The following is a 25,620-nucleotide window of genomic DNA, read 5'->3' on the forward strand; positions in this document are numbered from 1 at the left end:
TCTAGGTCGCTGGCTGCGCGATGGCGAGCGTTCCGGTGAGCGCCTCGCCGGTTGAACGGCTGATGAAGCAGTAGTAGTTGCGCTCCCCCTCGGCCCACTGCTCCTCGGTGACCGGGTAGGTGCCCTGCACCTGGAGGTCGGAGTATGCTCCCGCAGCCGCCGAGTCGAGGACGCCGGGCGCACTGCACCAGAGTGAGATCTCAGACGCGATCTCGGCTTCACCGGGGTATGCCGCTGCGGGATCGGATGTGACCGGGGCTGTGAACACCATCTGCGCTGTGTGTGCCGTCGCGCAATCCACGACCGCGAACTTCTCGGCCCACGGTGTTGTGTACGGCTCGAGGCACTCCCCGCCGAGGAGGCCGTTCCACTTGTGCTCGCCGGGTGCGACCGGGCCGACAGCTGCAACCGTTTCCGTGGGCGGGGTCGTAGGAGTGGGGGTTGGGGTCTCGGTCGGCGTGGCCGCTGTCGTCGTGGCCGCGGCTGCGGGGGTTGAGCCGGCGCTTCCGAAGAGACTCGGCAAGCTCGTACCGAGGAAGAACAGGGCGACAAGCACCAGGACGACGGCAATCCCGAGCACCACCCACTTCACGACCGGAGGAAGTGCCGACATCCGCGATCGTCCTGAGCCGCGCTCTGGACGCTCTGGACGTTCCCGCTCGCGCGATGCCGGTTTCACGCCCGACGGCGGGACCAGCCCACCGAAGGTTTCCTGGCCGAACTCGGACATCGGTAGTCCCGCCGCCGAAACAGGACTGTTGTAAGCAGAAGCGGCGCTTGCCTTGTCGGCGGCGTCGGCGTCGGCGTTCGCCTTGTCGGCGTCGGCGCCGTCGCGGTCTGGATTGGTGTCGGCGTCCGGCGCAGCTGATGAGGTCGCGGCTGCGGCGGCCTCGAGTTCCATCAGGAACGCGAGGCTGTCGGTGTCGTAACTGGCGGAGGCGCGCTTCGCGGGTCGGGGCTCACCGGGATCGGGTTGCGAGGGCTCTTTGGCGCGTTCGGTCTCGTCGGGCCGTTTGGGTTCGACCCCGGCGTGCGGGTTCTCGACCGGCTCGGCATCGACCGGCTCGGTCTCTGCTGGCCCGGTCTCTGCTGGCCCGGTCTCTGCTGGCTCGGTCTCTGCTGGCCCGGTCCCTGCTGGCCCGGTCTCGGCCGGCTCGACGGCGGCGGGTTCCGTCCTGGCACGCCGCGGCCCAGCGGGCTCAACAGGCACAGCGGGCTCAACAGTCACAGCGGGCTCGACAGGCACAGCGGGCCCAACGTGCGGCGGCGATGATGGTGGTACCGACGGGGACGTGTGGACGACGGGGTCGAGTTCATCATTGGGAGTAAGCGACCAATTGAACGGTGCGCTGTCGCTCGCGCTCGCGCTGTCGTTCTCGGTGTCGTTGTCGTTGTCGTGGTCGCTCGCGTTGGCGCCCGAGGCGGCGCCGTCACTCGTGCTGTCCTTCCCACTGTCAGCGACGACGGACTCTACCGGTACGCTGGGCGACCGTCTCAGCCAGGGCCGCTCGACATCGGGTCGCGGCTTGAAAAGCGCCGACTGGGGCACTGCCGTGTCCTCGGGTGTCGCGGATGTTGGTGTCGCGGATGTTGATGTCGAGGATTGTGGCGCGGGTTCTGGTGTTGCGGGTTCATCCGCCCGCACAGGCTCGACGGTCGGCTCGACGGTCGGCTCGACGGTCGGCGCGACGGCGGCCTCGACGACAGGGTCGACAGCGGGCTCGACAGTCGGCTCGGGCAGTGGCTGGAACGAGCTCCGGCGACGCGGAGCGGGCTCGTCCCGCGGCTCGTCCGACGGTTCGTCGCCAGCGGAATCGCCGCTGCCAGCGTCACGGGTATCGGTATCACGGCCATCAGCACGACCGGAATCGGCAGCGCCAGCATTGCCGACGGCGTCCCTTGCGTTGCGACCCTCGGCACCGACATCGGCGGCAGCAGCGCCAGCGCCACCAGCGTCACCAGCGTCACCAGCGTCACCTGCATCGGCAGCGGTCGGGCTGGTCCGCCACCACGGCGTCAGCTCAACAGCGGGTTCCTCGGTCTCCTCGTTCGCCGGGGACCGGTCGCCCGAGTGATCGCCCGAGCCGTCGGCAGGATCGGAACCGCGGCGGCGTCGCCGGCGGAATGACGACTCGTCGTCGACCACTATTCGAGTCCCAGGTCAGCGAGCCCGATCGCGGCAAAGTAGGGGTAACCCGCCGCTTCGATCACTTCACGTGCTCCCGTGTTGCGGTCGACGACCACGGCGACACCGGCAATCTCAGCACCGACTTTCTTGAGCGCTTCGATCGCCGCGAGGGGCGAACCGCCCGTGGTCGAGGTGTCCTCGAGCACAATCACTCTCTTGCCCTCGAGGTCAGGCCCTTCGACCTGCTTGCCTCGACCGTGATCCTTGGGCTCCTTGCGAACGACGAATGCGTCATAGGCCAGTCCGCGCGCCGCACCCTGGTGCAGCACAGCTGCAGCGACGGGGTCAGCACCCATCGTCATTCCACCGACAGCGGCGACGTCGGGAACGTCGGCGATCAGGTCGATCATGACCTGGCCGATCAGCGGCGCGACCCTGTGGTCAAGGCTCACCTTTCGAAGGTCGACGTAGTAGCTCGCCTTCTTGCCGCTCGTCAGGGTGAAGTCCCCGTGGAAGACGGCCTCGGCCGAAATGTACTTGATGAGTTGCTCGCGTGCGTCGGTCACGCGCCAAGTTTAGCGATTCAGGCTTCTGTAGCCGCGGGAGGCTCGCCACATGGCACTGCCGCCGTCGCTCCCCGAACGGGGAACGACGGCGGCAGTCGGCAAAAGTTGCTTCGCGGTGTCAGTCTCAGAACGTGGCGACGAGCCGGCCGATGACCTTCCCGTTTGCGAGGCGCTCGATGCCGTCAGCGATCTCGTCGAAGCCGATTTCGGTCACCGTCGGGTTCAAATCTCCGGTGGCAAGGTAGTCGTACACTCCCTGCACGTCATCCTTCGTGCCACCGACCGACCCGACAAGCGTGACGTTGTTGGTGATGAGCACCCGGGTGTTGATGGTGGCCTCGAGGCGACCCATTCCGACCTGCACGACACGGCCGCCCGCACGCACGGTTTCGATGGCATCCGCCGTTGTGACGCCAAAACCAGCGAAATCGACGATGACATCAAGCCCAACGTCAGCGAAGTCCCGAATGCTCTTCCGAACATCGGTCACCCCTGCTGCACGCGCGTTCTCCCAGACGTCTTCATTGACCTCGGCGACATAGACCTCGGCACCGGCGAGAACGGCAACACGAGCACCGATCTGACCGAGCCCACCGAAGCCGATGATCCCGAGCTTCGTGCCCTTCGTCACCTGACCGTTCGCAATAACGGCGTGGTGGGAGGTCATGCCCGCGTCAGTTCCGGCTGCGCCGTATGCGAATGACACGGAATCCGGAATACGAACGAGCGCTTCCTGGCCGATGACGGTCTTCGCGGCGAAACCACCGTCGAAGGCATACCCCGGAGCGCCGAGTTCGGTGGTCGGGCAAATGCCGACCCGGTCGCCAACTGCCCAGTCTGTGACGCCATCGCCAATTTCGCTGACAACACCGGCCACTTCGTGCCCGATGGTAATCGGCGTCTTCGCGAGCAGGGCGAGCCAGCCTTCGTCCTCCATCAGGCCCACATCGGAGTGACAGAGTCCTGCCGCCTTCACGTCGACGACGACCTGGCCTGGCCCCGCTGTGGGCTCGGCAACCTCGGCGAGAACGAGTGGTTCGTGGGTATTGGTGAACTGCCATGCGCGCATGTGTGGTGCTCCTCTATTTCTTTGAGAACCGAAAAACGCGCCTCCCCCAGTGATCAACCGCATCTGGCGCTACGGGATCGGCCTGGGAGGGCGCGGATTTCGGCGGTGCTGCCGTTACGGCAACGGTGCCCAGGTGCGGGTTGGCACCTGGCGGTAGCCGTCACGTTTCACAACAACGAGGCTGCCGATAGCTGCGGCGGCACTCAGGACTGCAATTCCTGCGAAGAATACGAACACGAATCCGGCCCTTTCTGTGGTGAACGGCGACGGCCGTTGGATACAGCTCAATAGTGCCCGCGTCAACTATTCAGAACAAGCGAATGTTTCTTAGGCGAATCGGTAGCATAGCTACATGGACGTTCGTCGCCTGGAGCTTCTCCGCGAGTTAGCCGACCGTGGCAGCATCGCCGCCGTTGCCGCAGCCACGCACCGCACCCCCTCCGCGGTATCCCAGCAGCTGAAGGTGCTCGAACGCGAAGCCGGAGTGCCGCTCACCGAACGCAACGGTCGCGGAATCTCGCTGACGGATGCCGGACGGGCGCTCGCACACAGCGCCACCGATGTCGCCATCGCCCTCGAACGCGCACACGCGGTGTGGGACGAGTACCGCAACGACGCAACGGGCACTGTCTCTGTCGCTACATTCCCGACAGCGGGTCAGATGCTCCTACCCGGCGTGGTCTCCACGCTGGCAGATTCCCACGGTCCGACAGTGACGCTCACCGACCGCGACCCCGACAGCGGCAACTTCCCGGCACTCACGGTCGATTTCGACATCGTGCTTGCCCATTCGATGCCTGGCACCCGCGCCTGGAGCGGAAAGGGACTCCGCAATCTCCACCTGCTGACCGAACCGCTCGATGTTGCCCTGCCTGTCGGCCACCGCCTGGCCGGTGTCAACATTCTCACGCCCGACCAGCTCGTTGACGAGCCCTGGATCGGGGTTCCGCACGGTTACCCGTTCGATGGACTCATGCACGAGATCGAAGCCGCGACCGGCGCCCACTTGAACGTGGTGCAACGCGTCACCGACAACCGCGTCTCCGAAGCGCTCGTTGCAGCTGGAATCGGGATCGGCATCGTTCCGCGCTTCACCGCATCCGGACCGGAACGCGGAATCGTGACGCGCCCGCTCACGGGAGTGGAGGCATCCCGGAACATCGTCGCGCTCATGCGACCGGAAAAGGCTGAGCGGTTCGCCGTGCGGACGGTCGCTGAAGCGCTGCGCGCCGAGGCCGTCCGGCTGCAGAACGCCCACAATCCCGTCGAGGACCCTGCCGCATACACGACACCGCGCTGGACGTAATCCGACCACGAACCGGCCGACCATGAGGCCAGCCGGCTCGCCGGTCGATCAATCGTGTTCGGGGAAGCCGAGGTTGAGTCCGCCGTGGCTCGGGTCGAGCCAGCGACTCGTGATCGCCTTCTCCTGCGTGAAGAAGTGAACGCCGAGGGGTCCATACGCCTTGGAGTCACCGAACATCGACTCCTTCCAGCCACCGAAGGAGTGGTAGGCAACGGGGACAGGAATGGGCACGTTGATTCCGACCATGCCGACGGTCACCTCACGCTGGAACCGGCGCGCGGCTCCGCCGTCGTTCGTGAAGATGGCCGTGCCATTCCCGTACCTGCTGCTGTTGATGATCTCGAGGCCCTCCGCGTAGCTCTCCACCCGGACGACGCTGAGCACAGGCCCGAAGATCTCGTCCGTGTAGACGGTGGAGCTGAGCGGCACCCGGTCGATCAGCGTCGGGCCGAGCCAGAATCCGTCGGCATCGCCGTCGACCTCGACCGTGCGCCCGTCGACGACGATGCTCGCACCATCGGCTTCGGCGACGTCGAGGTAGGACGCAACCTTGTCGCGGTGCGCCCTCGTAATGAGCGGCCCCATGTCGCAGGACCGGCGGCCGTCCCCGGTCGTGAGTGTCGACATCCGTTCGCTGATCCTCGCGACGAGGTCGTTGGCGATGCTGTCGACGACGAGCAGAACGCTGATCGCCATGCACCGTTCGCCCGCCGAACCGAAGCCCGCGTTGACTGCCGCGTCGGCGGCGAGGTCGAGGTCAGCGTCCGGGAGCACGAGCATGTGGTTCTTCGCTCCTCCGAGCGCCTGCACCCGCTTGCCGTTTTTCGCCGCCGTCTCGTAGATGTACTTCGCGATCGGCGTTGAACCGACAAACGAAATCGACCTGACCACCGGATGCTCCAGCAGTGCGTCGACGGCCTCCTTGTCGCCGTGGACCACATTGAAGACGCCGTCGGGCAGCCCGGCCTCCGTGAACAGCTCGGCGAGCCAGTTCGCTGCCGACGGGTCCTTCTCACTCGGCTTGAGCACGACCGTGTTTCCGGCCGCGATGGCGATCGGGAAGAACCAGAGCGGCACCATCGCCGGGAAGTTGAACGGGCTGATGATGCCGACAACACCGAGCGGTTGCTTCACCGAGTACACGTCCACCCCCGTCGACACGTTCTCGGAGTACTCCCCCTTGAGCAGGTGCGGGATCCCCGTCGCGAAGTCGACGACTTCGAGACCGCGGGCGATCTCACCCGCCGCGTCGGAGAGGACCTTTCCGTGCTCGGAGGTGAGGATCTGGGCGAGCTCGTCCTTCCGTGAGTTGAGCAGTTCACGGAAGGCGAAGATCACCGACTGGCGCTTGGCGAGCGAGGCATCCCGCCAGGCGGGGTACGCCGCAGCGGCCGCGGCGACAGCACTGTCGACGTCGGCGACGCTGCCGAGTCGCACGTCCTTATCGCTCGTGCCCTTTGCCGGGTCGAACACCGGTGAGGTTCGCTGTGACTCCCCCTCGACGAGCTTTCCGCCGATGAAGTGGTTGATGTAGCTGGTCATGACTGTCCTTTCGAAACTTCTGCGAGCACGGCGTCGTAGCTGTCCATCGCCTCGCCGACCTCGTCCGCCGTCACCGTGCACGGCGGTACCACGTGAATACGGTTGTCCTGCACAAACGGAAGCAGCCCGCGCCCGACGAGCGCCGCCTTGATGCGTCCCATGACCGGGGCGGGAAGCGGCTCGCGGGTGGCGGCATCCGCAACCAGCTCAATCGCCCAGAACACCCCCTCACCGCGCACCTCGCCGATGACATCGTGCTTGTCGGCGAGTTCCGCGAGTGCTGGCCCGATGGCCTCGCGTCCGATTGTCGCCGCGTTCTCGACGATGCCTTCGTCGGCCATCGCATCGAGGGCGCCGACGATGGACGCCATGGCGAGCGGATGCCCGGAGTAGGTCAGTCCCCCCGGGAAGACCGTCTCGTCGAAATCGGAGGCGATCTCGTCGGAGATGATGACGCCTCCCGCTGGCACGTAACCCGAGTTCACCCCCTTGGCGAACGTGATGAGGTCAGGGACGACGTCGTATCCCTCGAACGCGAACCAGCGTCCGGCCCGGCCGAACCCCGCCATCACCTCGTCGAGGATGAGCACGATGCCGTATCGGTCGCAGAGTGCGCGCACCCCCGCGAGATAGCCGGGCGGTGGAACGAGCACACCGGCCGTGCCCGGGATGGACTCGAGCAGGATCGCGGCGATCGTCTGGGCGCCCTCGCCCTGGATGACCCGTTCGAGGTGGTGAAGGGCCCGCGCCGATTCTTCCTCGGGGGTCGAGGCCCAGAACTCGGAGCGGTAGAGGTACGGGCCGAAGAAGTGCACGTGTCCGCGCGCGAACTCATTGGGCATCCGCCGCCAGTCCCCCGTCGCGACAATGGCAGCGCCGGTGTTGCCGTGGTACGACCGGTAGGTGGAGAGGACCTTGTCTCGCCCCGTGTGCAGGCGCGCCATCCGAATGGCGTTTTCGTTGGCATCCGCACCGCCGTTGGTGAAGAAGACCCGCGAGAATCCCTCCGGGGCGAGATCCGTAATGCGCCTGGCTGCTTCGCCGCGCGTGAGGTTCGCCGTGGACGGTGCGACCGTCGTGAGCTGGTCAGCCTGCTCCTTGATCGCAGCGATGACCGCCGGATGCTGGTGGCCGATATTCACGTTGACCAGCTGGCTCGAAAAGTCGAGGTAGCGGTTGCCCTCGAAGTCCCATACGTGGGTGCCGAGGCCACCGGCGACGACGAGGGGTTTCAGCGTTCCCTGGGCCGACCATGAGTGAAAGACGTGGGCGCGATCGAGGTCGGCTGTTGTCTGATTGCTTTCTGATGTGAGCGTGAGTGCCACAACATCTCCTTTGCGTTGGTGCGTGTGCCGGGCCCGGGCGGAAAGCGAGAGCTCCCCGCCCGGGACCGGCTTGTGGTGCTTCTAGTTGCCGCCCTCCTCGAGGGTGACCTCGATCGGAGTAAAGCCGTCGCCGGTGGTATCGACGCCCTCCTCCTCCAGATCATCCAGCGCTTCCTGGATGTACTCGTTCGTCCAGACGCCAGCCGGCGGCTCTTCGGTGATGAGCGCAGCGCCTGACTCGTTGACGGCGGAGAGCGCACCCTGCACCGTCTTGTCGAACGCCGCTTCGTCGATGATTCCTATGCCGTTCTCAGCAGGCCAGATCAGCTTGTTGGTCTCGTTGACCATCCACAGTTCGTGGCTCGGACCCCAGCCGGAACCGGCGTCGAGAGTGATCTCGGAGGCTTCCTCCGGGTTCTCGGCCGCATAGACCCAGCCCTTGATGACGGCCTTGAGGAACGAAACAGTGGTGTCCTGGTACTCCTCATCGCTCTCGAGCTTTTCGGTGTCTGCCCAGATGGCGTCCTGAAGCATCGCACCGACGGTGTCCTGGTAACTGATGACGTTGAAGTCCTCCTCGGTGTACAGCTCGCCGGTGTCCGGGTTCGGCGTCTCGAGCAACTGCGCGTACTCGTTGTAGGTCATGGCCTGCGCGGCGTCGATGTCACCCTGCAGGAAGGAGTTCATGTTGAAGTCCTGGGTGATGATCTCGACGGTTGACGAGTCGAGGCCCTCGGCGGCCATGGCCGCGAAGATCTCCCACTCGTTACCGAATCCCCATGAGCCGATCTTCTTGCCCTCGAAATCGGCGACCGATTCGATCCCGGAATCGGCCCACGAGACCTGGAGCGTTCCCGAGCGCTGGAAGATCTGGGCGACGTTTGTGACGTTCGCACCGGCCTCGATCGAGCCGAGCACCTTGGGCACCCAGGCGATCGCGTAGTCGACATCGCCGTTGGCCAGGGCATCCTGTGGGACGATGTCGCCGCCGGACGGGATGATTTCGACGTCGAGGCCCTCCTCCTCGAAGTAGCCCTGGTCGAGGGCGGCGAAGTACCCGGCGAACTGGCCCTGCGGCAGCCACTGCAGCTGCAGCTTCACCTCGGTGAGTTCGCCTCCACCGTCGGCGTCGGAGTCTGACCCTGTGTCTGCTGGTGCCGAACACGCGGAGAGTACGAGCGCCGCTGAGACGGCGAACGCACCCACCGTCGCGAGGCGACGTGTGCTGTGTTTCATGGTCTGTCCTTTCATGCGTGGTGCTTGAAGGTGGTGCAGGATAGGCCGTCAGCCCGGCGGGCTGAGGACACTCATGAGCGCTGTCTGCCCCGGGTGGCAAGCCGTTCGAGAGCGAGCGTGACGAGGAAGAAGAGCAACCCGAGCACGATCGACGCGACCACGTATGCCCAGGCTCTCGGGTAGGCGCTCGACGCCGCCGACGTCGAGATCAGTCCGCCGAGCCCGCCGCGTGGGCCGCCGAAGTATTCGGCGACGAGCGCGGAGATCACCGCGAGGCTTGAGGCGATCCGGATGCCGGTGAACACGAAGGGGACGGCGGTCGGCAACGTCACCGTGCGAACGATCTGGGTGGAGCTCGCCGCGTAGACCTTCATCAGGTCACGGTGAACCGGCAGGGTCTGCCGGAATCCGCGGAGGGTGTTGATGAACACGGGAACGAAGGACGCAAGTCCCGCAATTGCCTGCCTGCCGAACTGGCTGTCCGCGCCGAACATCGAGTTGAGCACCGGGGCGAGCGCGACGATCGGAATGACGGCGAGCGACGCAACGACCGGTGCGCTCATCCCATCGATCGGGCGCGAGGCCGCAGCGAGAGCCGCGAGCAGGATGCCGAGGATCGAGCCGACAACGAGACCGAGCAGCGCGTTCAGCCCGGTGATGCCGGTGGCGGACACCATCGACGGAAAGAACTCGACAAACTGCCCGGCGATCGCTGCAGGACTCGGCAGCAGGTAGTCGCTGACCCCGCCGACGCTGACGAGAAGCTGCCAGATCCCCAGCACAACCACACCGACGGCGACGGGCGCGACGACCCTGAGGGTGGTCTCAGCGTTTGCCGATGACCGAGACCGCTGCGGGATCGTGAGGGCCATCAGCGGTTCTCCACTCCGCGAGCGCCCGTCGGCACTGGCGACCCCGCGTGGAGTGCCTCACGGACGGCGGTGACCCCATCGAAGAATGCGCGCTCCTCGCGGAGCGCCTCGGCGTGAGCCGGGTCCCGGTTGAGCACCATCGGCACGATCTCCTGAATGCGACCGGGGCGGGGCGACATCACTACCACCCGGTCGGAGAGGTAGACCGCTTCTGGGATGGAGTGGGTGACGAACACGACGGCGGCGCCGGTCTCGGCGCAGATCCGAAGCAGTTCGGTCTGCATCCGTTCGCGGGTCATCTCATCGAGCGCACCGAACGGTTCGTCCATGAGCAGGAGGTCAGGCTTCTCCGCGAGCGACCTGGCAATTGCCACCCTCTGCTGCATCCCGCCCGAAAGCTGGTCGGGGTAGCGGTCGGCGAAGTCGGTGAGCCCAACCATCTCGAGAAGCTCGGAGATCCTGGCCGCCCGGTCAGCGCCGGACACACCGTGCAATTCGAGAGGGAGACCGACGTTCGCTGCGACGGTACGCCAGGGCAGGAGGCCGGCCTGCTGGAAGGCGATTCCGTAGTCCTGGTCGAGCCTGGCCTGTTTCGCGCTCTTGCCGAACACCGTGACGCTCCCGGCCGTCGGCTGGTCGAGATCGGCGATGAGCCGCATGAGCGTCGACTTGCCGCAGCCGGACGGCCCGATGAGCGAAACGAATTCGCCGGCAGACACTGTCAGATCGATGGCGGTGAGCGCGTCGACCCGGCCGGAGCGGGTGTCGAAGGTCTTGTCGACCGCACTCACCGCGACGGCGGCGGTTCGCCCTGCGGCATCCGTGGTGGATTCGATTGGCTGAGTCACGCTGTGATCTCCACTCGTCGGTAGTTCCTGAGGATGGCGCCGAGGATGGCGACCGAGCCTGCCGCGGCGAGCCCGAGCACGATGGAACCGAAGATGGGTCCCCAGGCCTTCGCCGGGTCGCCGCTGGCCTGGCCCGCGTATTGAATGAGGATGCGTCCGATTCCGCCCTGCATTCCCGTCGAGACCTCGGCGACGACGGCTCCGACGACCGCGTTGGCTGCCCCGAGCCGGAGCGCGGGCAGGAGGTAGGGAACGGATGCCGGAATCCTCAGCTTCACGAGGGTCTTCCACCAGCCGACGCCGTAGCTGCGCATTAGCTCGGTGTGGATGGTGTCTGGCGACTGGAGCCCTTTGAGCGCGCCGACCGCGATCGGGAAGAACGCGAGGTACGACGCGATCACCGCGACGCTCATCCAGTCCTGCCACTCGAAGGCGCCGATCTCGATTCGGGAGCCCCAGCTGCGCACGACGGGGGCAAAGGCGATGAGCGGAACCGTCTGGCTGAGGATGATCCAGGGCAGGAGGCCCCACTCGGCCAGCCGCCACCGCTGCATGACCAGTGCGAGCGCGAACCCGACGACGATGCCGACGAGCCAGCCAACGGCCGCGATGCCGAGCGTCACGAGGGCGGCGAGCGCCACCTCGAGCCACAGCGGGTTTGCCGTCGACGACCGGGTGACGGGTTCGAACAGCCGCGCGAGCATGTCCCAGGTGTGCGGCATGGCGAGGTCGGTCGTGCGCGGAAGCACCCGCATCTCGCCGATGACGACGCCGTCAACCGGCCCCAGGAACTTGTACAGTTCCCACAACGCGGCGATCACGAGGATGCCGAGCACCCCGTATCCCCAGCGCGCAGCCTCCCTGGCCGGCGCCCCGCGGCGCCGCCGGATTGCCGGGGCCAGGTTTTCGGCGGTCATGTCGTCGCCACGATCTTTTCCTTGAGCGCGGGGATGACGGTCTCACCGTAAACGCGGAGGGTCTCCTCCTTGTTGTCGTGCTGGAGGTACCCCGCAAACTGGTCGACGCCGATGCTCTTCAGTTCTTCGAGCTTCTCGATGTGGTCACTCGCCGAACCGAGCACGCAGAACCTGTCGATGATTTCGTCAGGCACAAAGGCGGCGTGGGTGTTTCCTGCCCTGCCGTGCTCGTTGTAGTCGTACGACTCCCTGCCTTCGATGTAGTCGGTCAGCGCTTGCGGCACCGCACCGCCCGTTCCATATTTGGCGACGATGTCGGCCACGTGGTTGCCGACCATGCCACCGAACCAGCGGCACTGGTCTCGCATGTGCTCCCGGTCGTCGCCGATGTACATCGGTGCCGCGACACAGAACTTGATCGACATCGGGTCGCGGCCGACGTTTTCGGCGGCATCCCGAACCGTCTTGATCATCCATTTGGCGATGTCGATGTCGGCGAGCTGGAGGATGAACCCGTCTCCGACCTCGCCGGTGAGCTTGAGCGCGAGCGGGCCGTATGCCGCAACCCAGACGTCGAGCTGGGAGCCGACGCTCCACGGGAACTGCACGGTAGCGCCCTGGTACTCGACGGGACGGGAGTTCGCCAGTTCACGGATGACGTGGATCGATTCGCGGAGCGTCTTGAGGTTGGTCGGAGCGCCGTTGGTCGTGCGCACCGCCGAGTCGCCCCGGCCGATCCCGCAGATTGTCCGGTTGCCATACATTTCGTTGAGCGTGGCGTATGTCGACGCCGTCACCGTCCAGTCACGCGTCGCCGGATTCGTGACCATCGGGCCGACGGTGATGCGCTTGGTCTCGTTGAGGATCTGGCTGTAGATCACATAGGGCTCCTGCCAGAGCAGGTGCGAATCGAAGGTCCAGACATGACTGAACCCGTACTGCTCGGCAAGCTTGGCCAGATGGACGGTTCGTGCGGCGGGCGGGTTGGTTTGAAGTACGGCTCCGAAGTCCATGGGTGCCCTCAGATCAGGTACTGGCTGAGGCCGCGGGGGACGTACTGTCCGTCACCCTTGGATCCCAGGTACTGGTTGTCGTCGACGATGACCTTCCCGCGGGAGAGGACAGTGTCGACGTGACCGTCGATCTCGTACCCTTCCCAGGCGGAGTAGTCCATGTTCATGTGGTGTGTTTTGCCGACACCGATGGAGGTGTGACCGTTCGGGTCATAGATGACGACGTCACCGTCTGCGCCCGGCTGGAGCACTCCCTTCTTGCCGTACATGCCGAACATCCGCGCCGGGGTCGTCGACGTGACCTCGACCCAGCGTTCGAGCGAGATCTTCTTGTCGACCACGCCCTGGTAGAGCAGGTCCATCCGGTGCTCGACGCTGCCGATACCGTTCGGGATCTTCGCGAAGTTGCCGAGGCCCATGTCTTTCTGGCCCTTCATGCAGAACGGGCAGTGGTCGGTGGAGACCATCTGGATGTCGTTCGTGCGCAGGCTCTGCCACATGTGGTGCTGGTGACCCTCGTGCTTCGAGCGCAGCGGAGTCGAGCACACCCACTTGGCACCCTCGAAGTCTCCCCACTCCTCGCTCGACGCGCCGAGCTGGTCCTCGAGCGAGAGATAGAGGTACTGCGGACACGTTTCGCCGAACACGTTCTGGCCGTTGTCGCGGGCCATGGCGATCTGCTCGACCGCCTGCTTCGCGCTGACGTGCACGACGTAGAGCGGTGCACCCGTGAGATTGGCGAGCATGATCGCGCGGTGGGTGGCCTCCTCCTCCGCCTGCCAGGGCCGGGTGATGCCGTGGTAGTACGGCGAGGTGTTGCCGGCGGCGAGCGACTGCTGCACGAGCAGATCGATCACGCTGCCGTTCTCGGCGTGCATCATGATCATCGAGCCGTTATCAGCCGCACGCTGCATGGCCTTGACGATCTGGCCGTCGTCCGACAGGAAGACTCCCTTGTACGCCATGAAGAGCTTGAAGCTCGAGACGCCCTCTTTCACGAGTTCGTCCATGGCCGTCAGCGAGGAGTCCTGAACGTCACTGAGGATCTGGTGGAACCCATAATCGATGGCGCAGTTGCTCCGCGCCTTGTCGTGCCACAGTGCGTACTGATCGAGGACGTTCTCACCCGCATACTGCACGACGAAATCCACGATGCTCGTTGTGCCGCCGTGTGCGGCGGCACGAGTACCCGTCTCGAAGGTGTCGCTCGCTTCGGTTCCGCCGAACGGCATCTGCATGTGGGTGTGTGCGTCGATCCCCCCGGGGATGACGTACTTTCCCGCTGCATCGATCACCGTGTCGACATTGTTCTCGATGTCGAAGCCGAGCAGGGTCGAGCCTGGAGCGAGCACCGCGGCGATCGTCTCGCCGTCGATCAGCACGTCTGCCGGTGCCGATCCCGTCGAGTTCACGACGGTGCCGTTCTTGATGAGGGTCTTCATGATGCCTCCTCGCCTGGTCCGGTTACGGCTTCGGGATCGACGTGTAGGACTCGGGCCGGCGGTCGCGGTAGAACTGCCAGTCGTCGCGGACTCTCTTGATCATGTCGAGGTCGAGGTCACGGATGACGATGTCCTCGTGCTCGGCGCTGCCCCTGTCACCGACGAAGTTGCCCTGCGGGTCGGCGAACTGGCTCGTGCCGTAGAACGTCACTGCGAGGTCGCCGTACTCGTTGTCTTCCGTGCCGACCCGGTTGGGAGCCGCGACGAAGTACCCGTTCGCCGCGGCTGCGGTCGCCTGCTCGAGGTCCCAGAGCCGATTCGAGAGACCGGGCTTCGTTGCGTTCGGGTTGAAGACGATCTGTGCCCCGTTGAGGCCGAGTTCTCGCCAGCCCTCTGGAAAGTGGCGGTCGTAACAGATGTACACACCGACGGGCCCGACCGCGGTGTCGAAGACGGGGTATCCGAGGTTGCCCGGCCGGAAGTAGAACTTCTCGTAGAACTTCTCGAGGTGGGGGATGTGGTGCTTGCGGTACTTGCCGAGGATGGTGCCGTCGGAATCCACGACGACCGCGGTGTTGTAGTACACGCCGGGCATGTCCTCTTCATAGATCGGCAGAACCATCACGAGGTTCAGCTCTTTCGCGAGCTTCGCGAATCGCTGGACGATGGGACCGTCCGCCGGTTCAGCGAACTCGTAATACTTCTTGTCCTCGGTGATTCCGAAGTACGGTCCATAGAACAGCTCCTGGAAGCAGATGATCTGCGCTCCCTGGGCAGCCGCATCCCGCGCGAACTGTTCGTGCTTCACGATCATGGATTCCTTGTCGCCGGTCCAGGTTGTCTGGGTGATAGCCGCGCGAACTACAGTCATCTCTAGCCTCCGTGTCGTCATTGAGCGGTAGGTGTTTCTGTCTGTCTGCCTCGGGTGAACCGTGGGTTTCGGTGTCAGCGTGAGGTGTGTGGTGCCGTTCCGCTCATTTGTTATTATTCGAGTTGAACATTTCTCCATTGTTTCCCTCTGTGACGCATTCGTAAATACCCAAAAACCCGGATGGGGTTCTCCCGATGCCTGAGTCGTACGCAGAACTCATCGACGATCGTTCGCCCCGCGGCATCGCGGCCGCTCTCGCCCGGCTCATCAATTCCGGGCAACTGGCACCGGGTGACCGCCTCCCGACGGTCAGGGAGCTCGGCGCAGAACTCGCAGTGAGCCCGGCGACCGTGAGTGCCGCGTGGCAGGCACTGACCACGGTCGGCCTCATCGTGTCTCGCGGCCGCAGTGGCAGCTTTGTGCGTCAGGCTGCCATGCCCTGGTTGAGTCCGCGCATGCAGCGCATGGCCGGGTACACCGAGCAAACCCGCATCGACCTCTCACGCGGCACGCCCGACGACTCCCTGCTCCCGTTGCTCGGGCCGGCTCTCTCGCGCCTGTCCGAGCATGCAACGACGTTCAGTTACACCGACCAGCCGGTGATCCCCGCCCTCGCCGAGGAACTGAGACGAACCTGGCCGTACAACGCCGACGAGATCACCGTGGTCGACGGGGCGCTCGACGGTGTTTCGCGCGCGCTGGAACAGGTCGTGAGGTTCGGCGATCGCGTGGTCATCGAAGATCCCACCTTCCCGCCGTTTTTCGACCTCCTCGATTCTCTGGGCGCCGTACCCGTGCCGGTTCCCCTCGATCACCTCGGGATGCGTCCTTCCGCACTGGCCAGAGCCCTCACGTCATCGCCACGCGCCGTGCTGCTCCAACCGCGCGCACACAATCCCACGGGCGCGTCGATGACCCAGGATCGCGCGCGCGAACTGGCCGCGGTGATCGCGGCATCCCGTCACGCCAGCGACGCCGTCGTGATCGAGGACGACCACTCGGCCGGCATCAGCACCGAACCCGACGTCAGCCTCGGTGCCTACATTCCCGGGCAGGTGCTCCACGTGCGCAGCTTCTCGAAGACGCACGGCCCCGACCTGCGCATCGCCGCGCTCGGCGGGCCGGAAGAACTCGTCAACCGCATTGTGTCGAGACGGATGCTGACGACCGGCTGGACGAGCCGGATGGTCCAGACGATCCTCACCGAGCTGCTCACCGAGAACGCATCGGTCACCGCGGTCAACGAGGCGAGAATGGTGTACTTCTCCCGGCAGAAGGAGCTCGCCGCTGCACTCGGAAGACACGGTTACTCTGCCACCCTCGCCGACGGCCTCAATACCTGGATCGCCGTCGACGACGAACGAAGCGCGCTCGTGCAGTTGTCAGCGGCAGGCATCCGTGTGGCCGGCGGGACGCCGTATCTGTCGTCGCCCGATGCCGGCTCGTTTGTTCGCGTCACGGCCGGTGTCCTCAGTGGTGAGTTCGATTTCGTCGCGGATGCCCTCGCGAACGTCGCGGTGAGGGCGTAAAACTGTCGGGAAAACCCTGACAGAAAGAGCTCGGCCATGATTGACGCACATCGAGGATCCGTCATGCGGTCGTGGCGCGGTTGGATTCGACCGGACGACCGCGAGAGCTACGCCGCATACCTGGAGAAGACCGGACTGAGCGAGTACCGCTCAACGCCGGGCAACCTCGGGGCGATCGCGGTCTTCCGGGACCTTCCCGACGGTCGATGCGAGGTCCGCACTCTGTCGTGGTGGGAAAGCCGGGAACGCATCACCGCGTTCGCCGGGAATGACATCTCGGTGGCGGTCTTCTACCCGGAGGACGACCGTTACCTCATCGACCGCGAGAGGTCCGTCGAGCACTTCGACGTGGGTTAGTCGAGCACTTCGCGACGTGGGTTAAATCATGTCGACGAAAACTCAGGTCCTCGGCGTATTATGACTCACCACTTCGATCCGAAGGATGTTGATCGTGTCGCGTAACTCTCTCAAGTGGCTTCCCGCCCTCGCAGTACCGGCGCTCGTCGCCGCGGGTATCGTCGCCGTGCCGCTCTCCGCTGGTGCAGCCGTCGACCTGCCGGACAAGACGGCGGAGGAGGTGCTCCTCCTGATCTCCGACAGCACAGAGGACTCGTTCTCCGGAACAGTGACGAAGACCGCCGAACTCGGGTTGCCCGACGTGGATGCCGCTACCGGCATGACCTCGTCCATGAGCGGGGCTTCCGGTCTTTCGGCCGAAGAGTCGAGCGAACTCGTCTCGAGCGCACTCGAACTGCTCAGCGGCACCCACGAAGGCAACGTGTACGTGTCGGGTGACAACAACGTCAGGATCCAGGTCAAGGACCAGCTCGCAGAGCGCATCGCGGTGCTGAACGGCACCGATGCCTGGTACTACGACTCCGAATCGAACATCGCGACCCACGTCGCCATCCCCGCTGACCTGGGGTCTTCGCTCCAGAACAAACTCGACGGCCGCGCCGACGAGACGATGAACCCCGCTGAATTGGCGAACCAGCTCCTGACCGAACTCGAACCGACCACGCTCGTCACGGTCGGCACCGATGCCCGCGTCGCTGGACGGACCGTGTACGAGCTCATTCTCACGCCGAAGGCATCCGGAACTCTCGCCGAGTCGGTGTCGATCGCCGTCGACTCCGAGACCGGGCTTCCGCTTCAGGTCTCCGTCGCGGCTGCGGGCCAGGACGAGCCGGCATTCCAGGTCGGCTTCTCGTCAATCGATCTCTCGGACCCAGCCGCTGACCTGTTCACGTACACACCGGGCGACGGCGTCACCGTCGAGGAACAGCCGTTCCCCTCGATGCCACCGGCATCCGACGGCGGACCGAAGCCCGACGACGGCAGTGGTCTTGTCACGACCGGAACCGGATGGGAGACCATTGTGGCCTTGCCAGCCGGTAGCGCCCCCGAAGGCTTCGAAGACAACCCGATGCTCGACCAGCTGACCACAAAGGTCAACGGCGGGCGACTTCTCTCCACGTCACTTCTCAACGTGTTCCTCACCGATGATGGCCGCGTGTTCGCCGGGTCAGTGACCGTGGACAGGCTCCAGGCGGCTGCGAACGCAGAGTGACGGCATCCGCCGGGGCCTCACCCGACCTCGCCATCGAGAGCTCGGGCCTGACCAAACGGTTCCGAACCCAGACCGCCGTCGATGCGATCGATCTCGCCGTGCCCCGCGGCTCGGTGTTCGGGTTTCTCGGCCCCAACGGATCAGGTAAAACCACGAGCATCCGGATGCTGCTCGGCCTCGTCAGTCCAAGCCAGGGGGAGGTCAGGGTGCTCGGCGAGAGCATGCCGGAACGGCTGCGCGACGTACTCCCCCGGGTCGGTGCACTGGTGGAGGGCCCGGCGTTCTATCCGTTTCTCTCGGGATACGCCAACCTGCACCGGCTCGACACTGCGGATCGGCACGCGCCACGTCGAACCCGCGGTGCGCGCATCGACGCCGCACTCGAGCGGGTCGGACTCACGAACGCCGCGACGAAAAAGGCCGGCGCATACTCCCTCGGTATGAAGCAGCGGCTCGGCATCGCCAATGCGCTCCTCTCCCCGCGGGACCTCCTGGTGCTCGACGAACCAACCAATGGACTCGACCCACAGGGAACACGCGAGGTGCGCAACCTCGTCAGTTCCTTCGCTGCGGAGGGCACCACGGTGTTCGTCTCCAGCCACCTGCTGGCCGAGGTCGAGCAGATGTGCACCCACGCCGCGATCATGAGCGCAGGCCGCATCGTGGCCCAGGGCTCGCTCGATGATCTTCGGGGCGCCGGCGAGTCCCACGTACGGGTGCGAACACCGGATGCCGAGACCGCCGAGAGCGTGCTTGCCCGTTTCGGGCTCATACCGAGACGCGAGGGCAAGGTCGACTCGCACGCCGAAGTATCCGCCCTCCTCCCGGCGACAACCGACCTCGATCCCGACCGGATCCTGCCAGCACTGCTCGAGGCGGGCGTCCGCGTCCGCGGGTACGGCCTCGAGGAAGCCAGTCTCGAGGAACGGTTCGTGGCGCTGACCGGGGAGGGATTCGATGTCGTCTCCTGATCTCGCTCCGACGCCGCCCGCATCGAACACAAGGGTGCCGCGGAACGCCGGGGCCGCAGTCGACCCTCTGAACACGGCGCAGCCCCCCGCCGGGCGCGCACGCCCCGCCCTCGGCCTCGACCTTCTCGGAAGCGAACTCACCGTGCTGTTCCGGCGGCGACGCACCTGGGCGATGCTCGCTGCCGTCGCGCTCATTCCGATCCTTCTCGCCGTTGCCGTCCGCTTGACGGCGAGCGAGCTCGACCCGGGCGATGGGCCGCCGTTTCTCGACCGGGTGACCCAGAACGGGCTGTTCGTCGGATTCACGGCGACGGTCGTCGCTATCCCCCTCTTCCTCCCGCTCACCATCGGGGTGGTCGCCGGAGACACGATCGCCGGTGAAGCAGGGCTCGGCACGCTGCGCTATCTGCTGGTGTCGCCGGCCGGCCGACTACGACTGCTCCTCGTCAAGTACGCGGGAGCGGCGGCGTTCTGCCTTGCGGCGACGCTGACACTCGTGGCTGTCGGAGCACTGATCGGCGCGCTCCTGTTTCCGGTCGGGCCGGTGACGCTGCTGTCGGGTGAGACCATCGGCGTCGGTGAGTCCGTGCTGAGATCGCTTCTCGTCGCGGCCTATGTCACCGTGTCACTTCTCGGCCTGTGCGCGATCGGCCTCTTCATCTCGACGCTCACCACGGTGCCGGTCGGCGCCATGGCTGCGACGGTCGTCGTCTCGGTGGTCTCCCAGATCCTTGGCGCCCTCCCGCAGCTGGAGTGGCTGCACCCCTGGCTGTTCACCCAGCACTGGCTCGGTTTCGCCGGAATCCTGAGCCAGCCCGCTGACCTGAGCGCGTTCGGCACCAATGCGCTTCTCCAGGCCGGCTACATCGCCGTGTTCTTCGCCCTCGCGTACGGCCGGTTTTCGACCAAGGACATCCTGTCCTGAACGAAGTTCCGTCGGCTGGTGCGGGAGTTGTAGTCTGGAGGAAGACCGCCGGTTGGTTATGACCGGTCGAGCTTGCCCGGATTTGGGTGGCTGGTCGAGACGAGTACTTGTTGTGCTCTCTCACCCCGCACACTCGATCCGAGGTCACATGACTCTTCGTAACCCTGCCCCCCGTTTCTCTCGAGCTCTTGCTGCGATCGGTATTGCCGGCTCGCTCCTCGCGGTTTCCGCGTGTGCCGGCCCGGCGGCATCCGCCCCACCGTCGGAATCGGCCGCCCCGAAAGCGGCGAGCTATCCGCTCACCCTCGACAACTGCGGCACAGAGGTGACCATCGAGCAGGCGCCGGAGCGCGTGCTGACCATCAAGTCCACGACGACGGAGATGCTCCTCGCGCTCGGCCTCGAGGACAGCCTGATCGGTCGGGCATTCCCCGATGGCCCGTTGCCCGATGACCTGGGCGGTACCGACGTTCCTGTGATCAGCGACAAGGTGCCAGGCCAGGAAGCCGTCCTCGACCTCGAACCCGACTTCATCTATGCCGGCTGGGAATCGAACTTCTCAGCGGATGGCGCTGGCGATCGGCCAACGCTTCAGTCACTCGGGGTGAACACCTACGTGTCTCCTGCCGCGTGCCAGGAAGCGGAATACGCACCCGGATCGCTGAGTTTTGACGATGTGTTTGACCAGATTCTCGAGGTCGGTTCCATCTTCGACGTGAGCGATGCGGCCACCGAACTCGTTGCAGAGCAGAAAGAGCAGCTCGAGAAGATCGAGCCGGTCGACGACGTCAGCGCACTCTGGTTCTCCAGCGGATCAGACACCCCGTACGTCGGTGCCGGATCCGGTGCGCCGCAGATGATCATGGATGCCGTCGGACTCACGAACATCGCGGCGGACGTCAACGAAAGCTGGACCTCGTTCAACTGGGAAGCCGTCGTCGACGCCAACCCCGATGTGATCGTGCTCGTCGTCTCCGACTGGGGCAGCGCCGAGAAGAAGATCGGCGTGCTCGAGGCCAACCCGGCAACCGCGCAGCTCGACGCCGTCGTGAACAAGCGATACGTCACTGTTCCGTTTGCGACTGGCGAGGCCGGCGTGCGGAACGCCGAAGCGGCATCCACGATCGCTGACCAGCTGGCGGACCTGAAGCTGTGACACTGGCGGCCGAGACCGGGGTACCGGCGGTGGGGAGACCCCACCGCCGGATCCGGCGCGGGCTGCCGACCGCTGTCTGGGTCGTCGCCCTCTCGGCCGTGCTCCTCGTGTCGATCGTGTTCGCCGTGACCTTCGGCCCGGCCGAGATCCGGCCGACGGAGGTGTGGGGGTCGATCCTCGGCCACCTCGGGTTCTCCCCGACGGCGCTCGGCGGCGAAGCTCTGTCACCGCTGCGCGACGGAATTGTCTGGGAACTGCGGATGCCTCGCGTCCTCACCGCTGCGGCGGTTGGCGCTGGTCTGGCCCTGTCCGGCACCGTGATGCAGGCGATCACCCGTAACCCGCTCGCCGACCCGTACCTGCTCGGGCTTTCGTCGGGGGCGTCGCTCGGTGCCGTTGCCGTGATCCTGCTCGGGCTCGGAGTGCTCCTTCCCGTCGCGGCGTTCGGCGGGGCCGTCGCAGCCCTCGTCGGCACCCTGCTGCTCGCGGGCGCGATCGGTTCGCTCACGCCGACCCGCACCGTGCTCGCCGGCCTCGCGGTGTCGAGTTTCTTCGGCGCGCTCACGAGCCTCATCATCTTCTGGTCGGCAACCGGCGACACCTACCGCGAAATCCTCAGCTGGCTGCTCGGCTCGCTCAGCGGTGCGCGCTGGCCCGCCGTCGCGACCGGACTCGGCGCCCTCCTGATCGTCGGCATCCCGCTCATGCTCACCGGCCGCACGCTCGACGCCTTCGCATTCGGTGACAACGCGGCATCCGCTTTGGGTGTCGGCGTGAATTCGACCCGGTGGACGCTCCTCATCGCCACGGCGCTGCTGACCGGTGCCATGGTCTCGGTCTCCGGCTCGATTGGCTTCGTCGGCCTCATCCTGCCGCACGCGGTTCGACTTGTGGTCGGGCAGCGCAATCGGGTCGTGCTGCCTCTCTCCGCGCTCGCCGGGGCCATCTTTCTGCTCTGGATCGATACCGGCGCGCGCACCCTGTTCGATCCGCGCGAACTGCCCGTCGGCATCCTCACTGCCGTCGTCGGTGCCCCGGTGTTCGCCATCCTGCTGCTCAGGGGCAGGAGGGTCTCGTGACCGACCTGACCGCCTCATCCTCCTCGACCGCGGATGCCACCGCCGACGTTCCCGCGCTCACGGCGAGTTGGCTCCTGTTCCGCCGCGACGGCAGGCTCATCGTCGACGGCGTCGACATCACGGTGCCCGTCGGGTCGTTCGGTGCCGTCATCGGCCCCAACGGTGCGGGAAAGTCGACGCTGCTGCACCTCCTGGTCGGTACGCTTCCCGCCGACAGCGGTGCTGTGCTGCTCGACGGCGCCGACCTGCTCGGGCTTCGACGCAGGGACCGCGCGAGGATCATTGCGCTCAGCGAGCAGCACGGCGATTCGGACACCGGCCTCGCGGTCACCGAGGTGGTCATGCTCGGCCGGACGCCGCACATCGGCAGGTTCTCGAGCGAGAGCGAGGTCGACAGGCAGATCGTCGCGGATGCCCTTGCCGCCGTCGGCATGGACTCCTTCGCCGGCCGTCCGTTCGACACGCTCTCGGGCGGCGAGCGCCAGCGGGTGCACCTCGCCAGGGCTCTCGCCCAGCAACCGCGGCTGCTGCTCCTCGACGAGCCGACCAACCACCTCGACGTGCGGGCGCAATTGAGCCTGCTCTCACTGGTCAGGGCGCAGACCGCGGCGGGGATCACCGCTGTCGCGGCACTTCACGACCTCAATATCGCCGCGGCGTACGCAGACAGTGTCATCGTGCTGAGTGCCGGGCGCGTTGTCGCCGCCGGTGATGCGGCATCCGTTCTCACCCCTGAACTCATCGGCGACGTTTACGGGGTCCGCGCCGACGTGCTCGAGCACCCGCGCACCGGGCGACCGCTGATCGCGTTCGACACGACGTAGTCGCGCTCTGCGACTCCAGCACCCCACCTCCTCGACCGCACGCCCCACACCTCGGCCACCAGCCGCGTTTCGGGCGGAGAATCAGGGGGTCGGCGCCGGCACAGCCGATGGGCCCCCGGTATTTCCTCCCGAAGCAACACAGCCATCCGCACCGCACCGCCGGCATCCCGCTCCGCGCTGCACCCCAACACCTATCCTTGGGGGTGTTTCGGGCGGAGAATCAGGGGGTCGGAGCCGGCACAGCCGATGGCCCCCCGGTATTTCCTCCCGAAGCAGCAACACCGGCGGAGCTGCGCTGCGGAGACCCGGCCCCGGACCTCCCGCAGCGCACGGCACCCGCGACGCACCGCCAGGCTTCTCGCACCACACAGCCCGACGCCCCACACCTCGGCCACCAGCCGTGTTTCGGGCGGAGAATCAGGGGGTTGGAGGCGGTACAGCCGACGGACCCCCGGTAGTTCCTCCCGAGGCAGCAACACCCGCATCCGCGCCGCGCCGCGCCGCACCCAGCCGAAGCCGCAGCACCCCCCGCCCGCCCTTGGCTGTGTTTCGGGCGGAGAATCAGGGGGTCGGAGCCGGCACAGCCGATGGGCCCCCGGTATTTCCTCCCGCAGCAGCAACACCGGCGGCAAAACCCGCGGCGTACGCCTCATCGCTGCCGAGCCGGAACATGTCCTTCTCCGCATCGCGCACAAGGGCGCGGGCACCCGGCCCGTCCTCATCGGTCACGAACCGCGTCATTCCCCGCGCGACGGCAACGGGTCGACCGCTCGTCTTTCCCTTGACCAGGTCGCCGGCCGCCGCGAGTTCGTCAGCGACAGCGGCAGCAGTGACGGTGAGTGGGCGACCAGACGCATCAGTGTGCCCGCGAAGATCGTCGACGACGCGGATGCCTGCGGCCCCGATCGCGATATCCGTCTGTCCTTCGCGCCACGGCCTGCCGACCGTGTCGGTCACGATGACGCCGACCACGACACCCAGGCGTGCACGAAGCTCGGCGCGCAGCGCACGAGCCGACGCGTCAGGGTCGACGGGCAGCAGCAGGATCGTGCCGTCGGGGGTGTTGCTCGCGTCAACACCGGCGGCCGCCATCACCAGACCCAGGCGGTTCTCGACGATGCGCGTGACACCACCGGGATGCTCACGCCGCGCGACGACGCGCACGGTTTCCGCGGTGATGGCATCTTCCCGGTCGGCAGCGCTGAGCTGCCGCCCCTCGGCCTTTGACACGATCTTCGAGGTAACGAGGAGGATGTCACCGTCCGCGAGTGCGCCCTCAGCGGCGGCAGCGATCAGGGCGGCAAGGTCGTCGCCCGACGCGACCTCGCCGATACCGTCGAGGGGAAATACTGTCAGCACTGTGCGCCTATCGCTTGAGGGAGGGAAGAACGTCGCGGCCGAAGGTCTCGATCCATTCGCGCTGGTTGCGCCCGACGTTGTGGAGGTACACCCGGTCGAACCCGAGGTCGATGTAGGACTGGATGTGCCGCCTGTGCACGTCGGGATCAGAGGAGATCACCATGCGACCGTCGAAATCCTCCGCCCGCACCATGCGCGCCATCTGCTCGAACTCGAACGGTGAGCGGATGTCGGACTTCGGGAACCGCATGCCGCCGTTGGGCCATTCCAGCACGGCGTTGCGACGTGCTTCCTCGTCGGTCGGCGCCCAGGAGAGGTGCAACTGAACCACCTTGGTCATCCCGGATGGGTCCTTGCCGATCGACCGTGCACCCTCATCGAAGCGAGAGAGCAGCATTGCCACTTTCTCGCGAGGGGCCTCGACAGTGATGAGCCCGTCCACGGTCTTTCCCGCACGCTTGGCCGTGACGGGCCCCGAGGTGGCGACGAGAATCTCCGGGGCAACCTCCGGCATGGTCCACAGCCGGGAGGATTCGAGCTTGTAGAACGGGCCCGTGTGTTTGGCGTCCCGACCGGCGACGGATGCCGCGAACAACTTCTTGATCACGTCGACCGCCTCGAACATGCGGCTGATGCGCTCGTGCGCCTCTGGCCAGTACGCCCCGACGACGTGTTCGTTGAGCGCTTCGCCCGAGCCGAGCCCGAGCCAGTGCCTGCCCGGATACATGGCCGCGAGCGTGGCCGACGCCTGCGCGACCACGGCAGGGTGCATGCGGAAGGTCGGAGCCGTGACGCCAGGACCGAAGTTACCCGTCGTCCGTTCACCGAGCGCGGCAAGCACGCTCCAGACGAAAGACGACTGTCCCTGCTGCGGAACCCACGGCTGGAAGTGGTCAGCCGCCATCACACCATCGAAGCCGTGCTGTTCGGCGTACGCGCTGAGCGCGACGGCCTCCTGCGGGGCGAACTGCGAGAGCATGGCCGAGTAACCGACAGAAAGTGACGCCATTGTCCCATCTTGGCCCACAGAACCCGTTCGAGCCGAGAACCGAGAACTTGAGAGCCGAGAATT

23 protein-coding genes are annotated in these 25,620 nt (G+C 66.0%); 9 read left to right on the forward strand and 14 right to left on the reverse strand.

Going from position 1 to position 25,620, the window contains the following annotated elements; all coding sequences use genetic code 11:
* Nucleotide 1: 1 nt before the first annotated feature.
* From AC1X6S_RS12325 to AC1X6S_RS12335, 3 genes are all read right to left on the reverse strand, one after another.
* Nucleotides 2-2,146, reverse strand: a complete 2,145-nt coding sequence (locus AC1X6S_RS12325) for a hypothetical protein (protein WP_483406049.1) — start codon at nucleotides 2,144-2,146, stop codon at nucleotides 2-4.
* Nucleotides 2,146-2,694, reverse strand: a complete 549-nt coding sequence (pyrE, locus tag AC1X6S_RS12330) for an orotate phosphoribosyltransferase (RefSeq protein WP_483406050.1) — start codon at nucleotides 2,692-2,694, stop codon at nucleotides 2,146-2,148. The genes AC1X6S_RS12325 and pyrE overlap by 1 nt, the downstream gene beginning before the upstream one ends.
* 124 nt (nucleotides 2,695-2,818) lie before the next feature.
* Entirely contained in the window at nucleotides 2,819-3,763 is a 945-nt protein-coding gene (locus AC1X6S_RS12335; protein WP_483406051.1) for a zinc-binding dehydrogenase, read from the reverse strand.
* A 352-nt stretch (nucleotides 3,764-4,115) separates the two neighbouring features.
* On the opposite strand from AC1X6S_RS12335, the gene AC1X6S_RS12340 reads away from it, so the two are divergent.
* On the forward strand, nucleotides 4,116-5,069 hold the full coding sequence (locus AC1X6S_RS12340; protein WP_483406052.1) for a LysR family transcriptional regulator: 954 nt from the start codon (nucleotides 4,116-4,118) through the stop codon (nucleotides 5,067-5,069).
* A gap of 48 nt (nucleotides 5,070-5,117) precedes the next feature.
* On the opposite strand, the gene AC1X6S_RS12345 is transcribed toward AC1X6S_RS12340, so the two are convergent.
* From AC1X6S_RS12345 to AC1X6S_RS12385, 9 genes are all read right to left on the reverse strand, one after another.
* A complete protein-coding gene (locus tag AC1X6S_RS12345; protein WP_483406053.1) occupies nucleotides 5,118-6,611 on the reverse strand; it encodes a CoA-acylating methylmalonate-semialdehyde dehydrogenase in 1,494 nt (497 codons plus the stop codon).
* Nucleotides 6,608-7,936, reverse strand: coding sequence for an aminotransferase class III-fold pyridoxal phosphate-dependent enzyme (locus AC1X6S_RS12350; protein ID WP_483406054.1), 1,329 nt, complete (start codon nucleotides 7,934-7,936; stop codon nucleotides 6,608-6,610). The genes AC1X6S_RS12345 and AC1X6S_RS12350 overlap by 4 nt, the downstream gene beginning before the upstream one ends.
* 81 nt (nucleotides 7,937-8,017) lie before the next feature.
* Complete coding sequence (locus AC1X6S_RS12355) at nucleotides 8,018-9,172, reverse strand: ABC transporter substrate-binding protein (RefSeq protein WP_483406055.1); 1,155 nt, start codon at nucleotides 9,170-9,172, stop codon at nucleotides 8,018-8,020.
* 71 nt (nucleotides 9,173-9,243) lie between these two features.
* Complete coding sequence (locus AC1X6S_RS12360) at nucleotides 9,244-10,044, reverse strand: ABC transporter permease (RefSeq protein ID WP_483406056.1); 801 nt, start codon at nucleotides 10,042-10,044, stop codon at nucleotides 9,244-9,246.
* Nucleotides 10,044-10,892, reverse strand: coding sequence for an ABC transporter ATP-binding protein (locus tag AC1X6S_RS12365; protein ID WP_483406057.1), 849 nt, complete (start codon nucleotides 10,890-10,892; stop codon nucleotides 10,044-10,046). The genes AC1X6S_RS12360 and AC1X6S_RS12365 overlap by 1 nt, the downstream gene beginning before the upstream one ends.
* Entirely contained in the window at nucleotides 10,889-11,809 is a 921-nt protein-coding gene (locus tag AC1X6S_RS12370; protein WP_483406058.1) for an ABC transporter permease, read from the reverse strand. Before AC1X6S_RS12370 ends, AC1X6S_RS12365 begins: the two co-directional genes overlap by 4 nt.
* Nucleotides 11,806-12,822, reverse strand: a complete 1,017-nt coding sequence (locus AC1X6S_RS12375) for a TIGR03842 family LLM class F420-dependent oxidoreductase (RefSeq protein WP_483406059.1) — start codon at nucleotides 12,820-12,822, stop codon at nucleotides 11,806-11,808. The genes AC1X6S_RS12370 and AC1X6S_RS12375 overlap by 4 nt, the downstream gene beginning before the upstream one ends.
* Before the next feature lie 8 nt (nucleotides 12,823-12,830).
* Nucleotides 12,831-14,267, reverse strand: a complete 1,437-nt coding sequence (gene hydA, locus AC1X6S_RS12380) for a dihydropyrimidinase (RefSeq protein WP_108963498.1) — start codon at nucleotides 14,265-14,267, stop codon at nucleotides 12,831-12,833.
* A gap of 19 nt (nucleotides 14,268-14,286) precedes the next feature.
* Nucleotides 14,287-15,135: a nitrilase-related carbon-nitrogen hydrolase gene (locus AC1X6S_RS12385; protein WP_483406060.1), complete on the reverse strand. Its 849-nt coding sequence runs from the start codon at nucleotides 15,133-15,135 to the stop codon at nucleotides 14,287-14,289.
* Between the two features lie 194 nt (nucleotides 15,136-15,329).
* Here AC1X6S_RS12385 and AC1X6S_RS12390 point away from each other — a divergent pair, with 194 nt between their 5' ends.
* The 8 genes from AC1X6S_RS12390 (at nucleotide 15,330) to AC1X6S_RS12425 (ending at nucleotide 23,189) form a co-directional block, all read left to right on the forward strand.
* Entirely contained in the window at nucleotides 15,330-16,664 is a 1,335-nt protein-coding gene (locus tag AC1X6S_RS12390) for an aminotransferase-like domain-containing protein (RefSeq protein WP_483406061.1), read from the forward strand.
* Between the two features lie 36 nt (nucleotides 16,665-16,700).
* A complete protein-coding gene (locus AC1X6S_RS12395) occupies nucleotides 16,701-17,021 on the forward strand; it encodes a hypothetical protein (RefSeq protein ID WP_483406062.1) in 321 nt (106 codons plus the stop codon).
* A gap of 94 nt (nucleotides 17,022-17,115) precedes the next feature.
* On the forward strand, nucleotides 17,116-18,234 hold the full coding sequence (locus AC1X6S_RS12400) for a LolA family protein (RefSeq protein ID WP_483406063.1): 1,119 nt from the start codon (nucleotides 17,116-17,118) through the stop codon (nucleotides 18,232-18,234).
* Nucleotides 18,231-19,205, forward strand: coding sequence for an ABC transporter ATP-binding protein (locus tag AC1X6S_RS12405; RefSeq protein WP_483406064.1), 975 nt, complete (start codon nucleotides 18,231-18,233; stop codon nucleotides 19,203-19,205). Before AC1X6S_RS12400 ends, AC1X6S_RS12405 begins: the two co-directional genes overlap by 4 nt.
* The gene (locus tag AC1X6S_RS12410; protein WP_483406065.1) at nucleotides 19,192-20,130 is read left to right on the forward strand and encodes an ABC transporter permease; all 939 of its coding nucleotides are present in this window, start codon (nucleotides 19,192-19,194) and stop codon (nucleotides 20,128-20,130) included. Before AC1X6S_RS12405 ends, AC1X6S_RS12410 begins: the two co-directional genes overlap by 14 nt.
* Nucleotides 20,131-20,278: 148 nt before the next feature.
* A complete protein-coding gene (locus tag AC1X6S_RS12415) occupies nucleotides 20,279-21,286 on the forward strand; it encodes a putative F420-0 ABC transporter substrate-binding protein (protein WP_483406066.1) in 1,008 nt (335 codons plus the stop codon).
* The gene (locus tag AC1X6S_RS12420) at nucleotides 21,283-22,365 is read left to right on the forward strand and encodes a putative F420-0 ABC transporter permease subunit (protein WP_483406067.1); all 1,083 of its coding nucleotides are present in this window, start codon (nucleotides 21,283-21,285) and stop codon (nucleotides 22,363-22,365) included. Before AC1X6S_RS12415 ends, AC1X6S_RS12420 begins: the two co-directional genes overlap by 4 nt.
* On the forward strand, nucleotides 22,362-23,189 hold the full coding sequence (locus AC1X6S_RS12425; protein ID WP_483406068.1) for an ABC transporter ATP-binding protein: 828 nt from the start codon (nucleotides 22,362-22,364) through the stop codon (nucleotides 23,187-23,189). The genes AC1X6S_RS12420 and AC1X6S_RS12425 overlap by 4 nt, the downstream gene beginning before the upstream one ends.
* A gap of 561 nt (nucleotides 23,190-23,750) precedes the next feature.
* Here the strand turns inward: AC1X6S_RS12425 and AC1X6S_RS12430 are convergent.
* Both AC1X6S_RS12430 and AC1X6S_RS12435 read right to left on the reverse strand, forming a co-directional pair.
* A complete protein-coding gene (locus tag AC1X6S_RS12430) occupies nucleotides 23,751-24,545 on the reverse strand; it encodes a coenzyme F420-0:L-glutamate ligase (RefSeq protein WP_483406706.1) in 795 nt (264 codons plus the stop codon).
* Nucleotides 24,546-24,555: 10 nt separating this feature from the next.
* Nucleotides 24,556-25,557 carry a TIGR03557 family F420-dependent LLM class oxidoreductase gene (locus tag AC1X6S_RS12435; protein WP_483406069.1) on the reverse strand — a complete coding sequence of 334 codons (1,002 nt, stop codon included), beginning with the start codon at nucleotides 25,555-25,557 and terminating at the stop codon, nucleotides 24,556-24,558.
* Between the last annotated feature and the right edge of the window lie 63 nt (nucleotides 25,558-25,620).

It is taken from the genome of Mycetocola sp. Y442 (assembly GCF_056898615.1).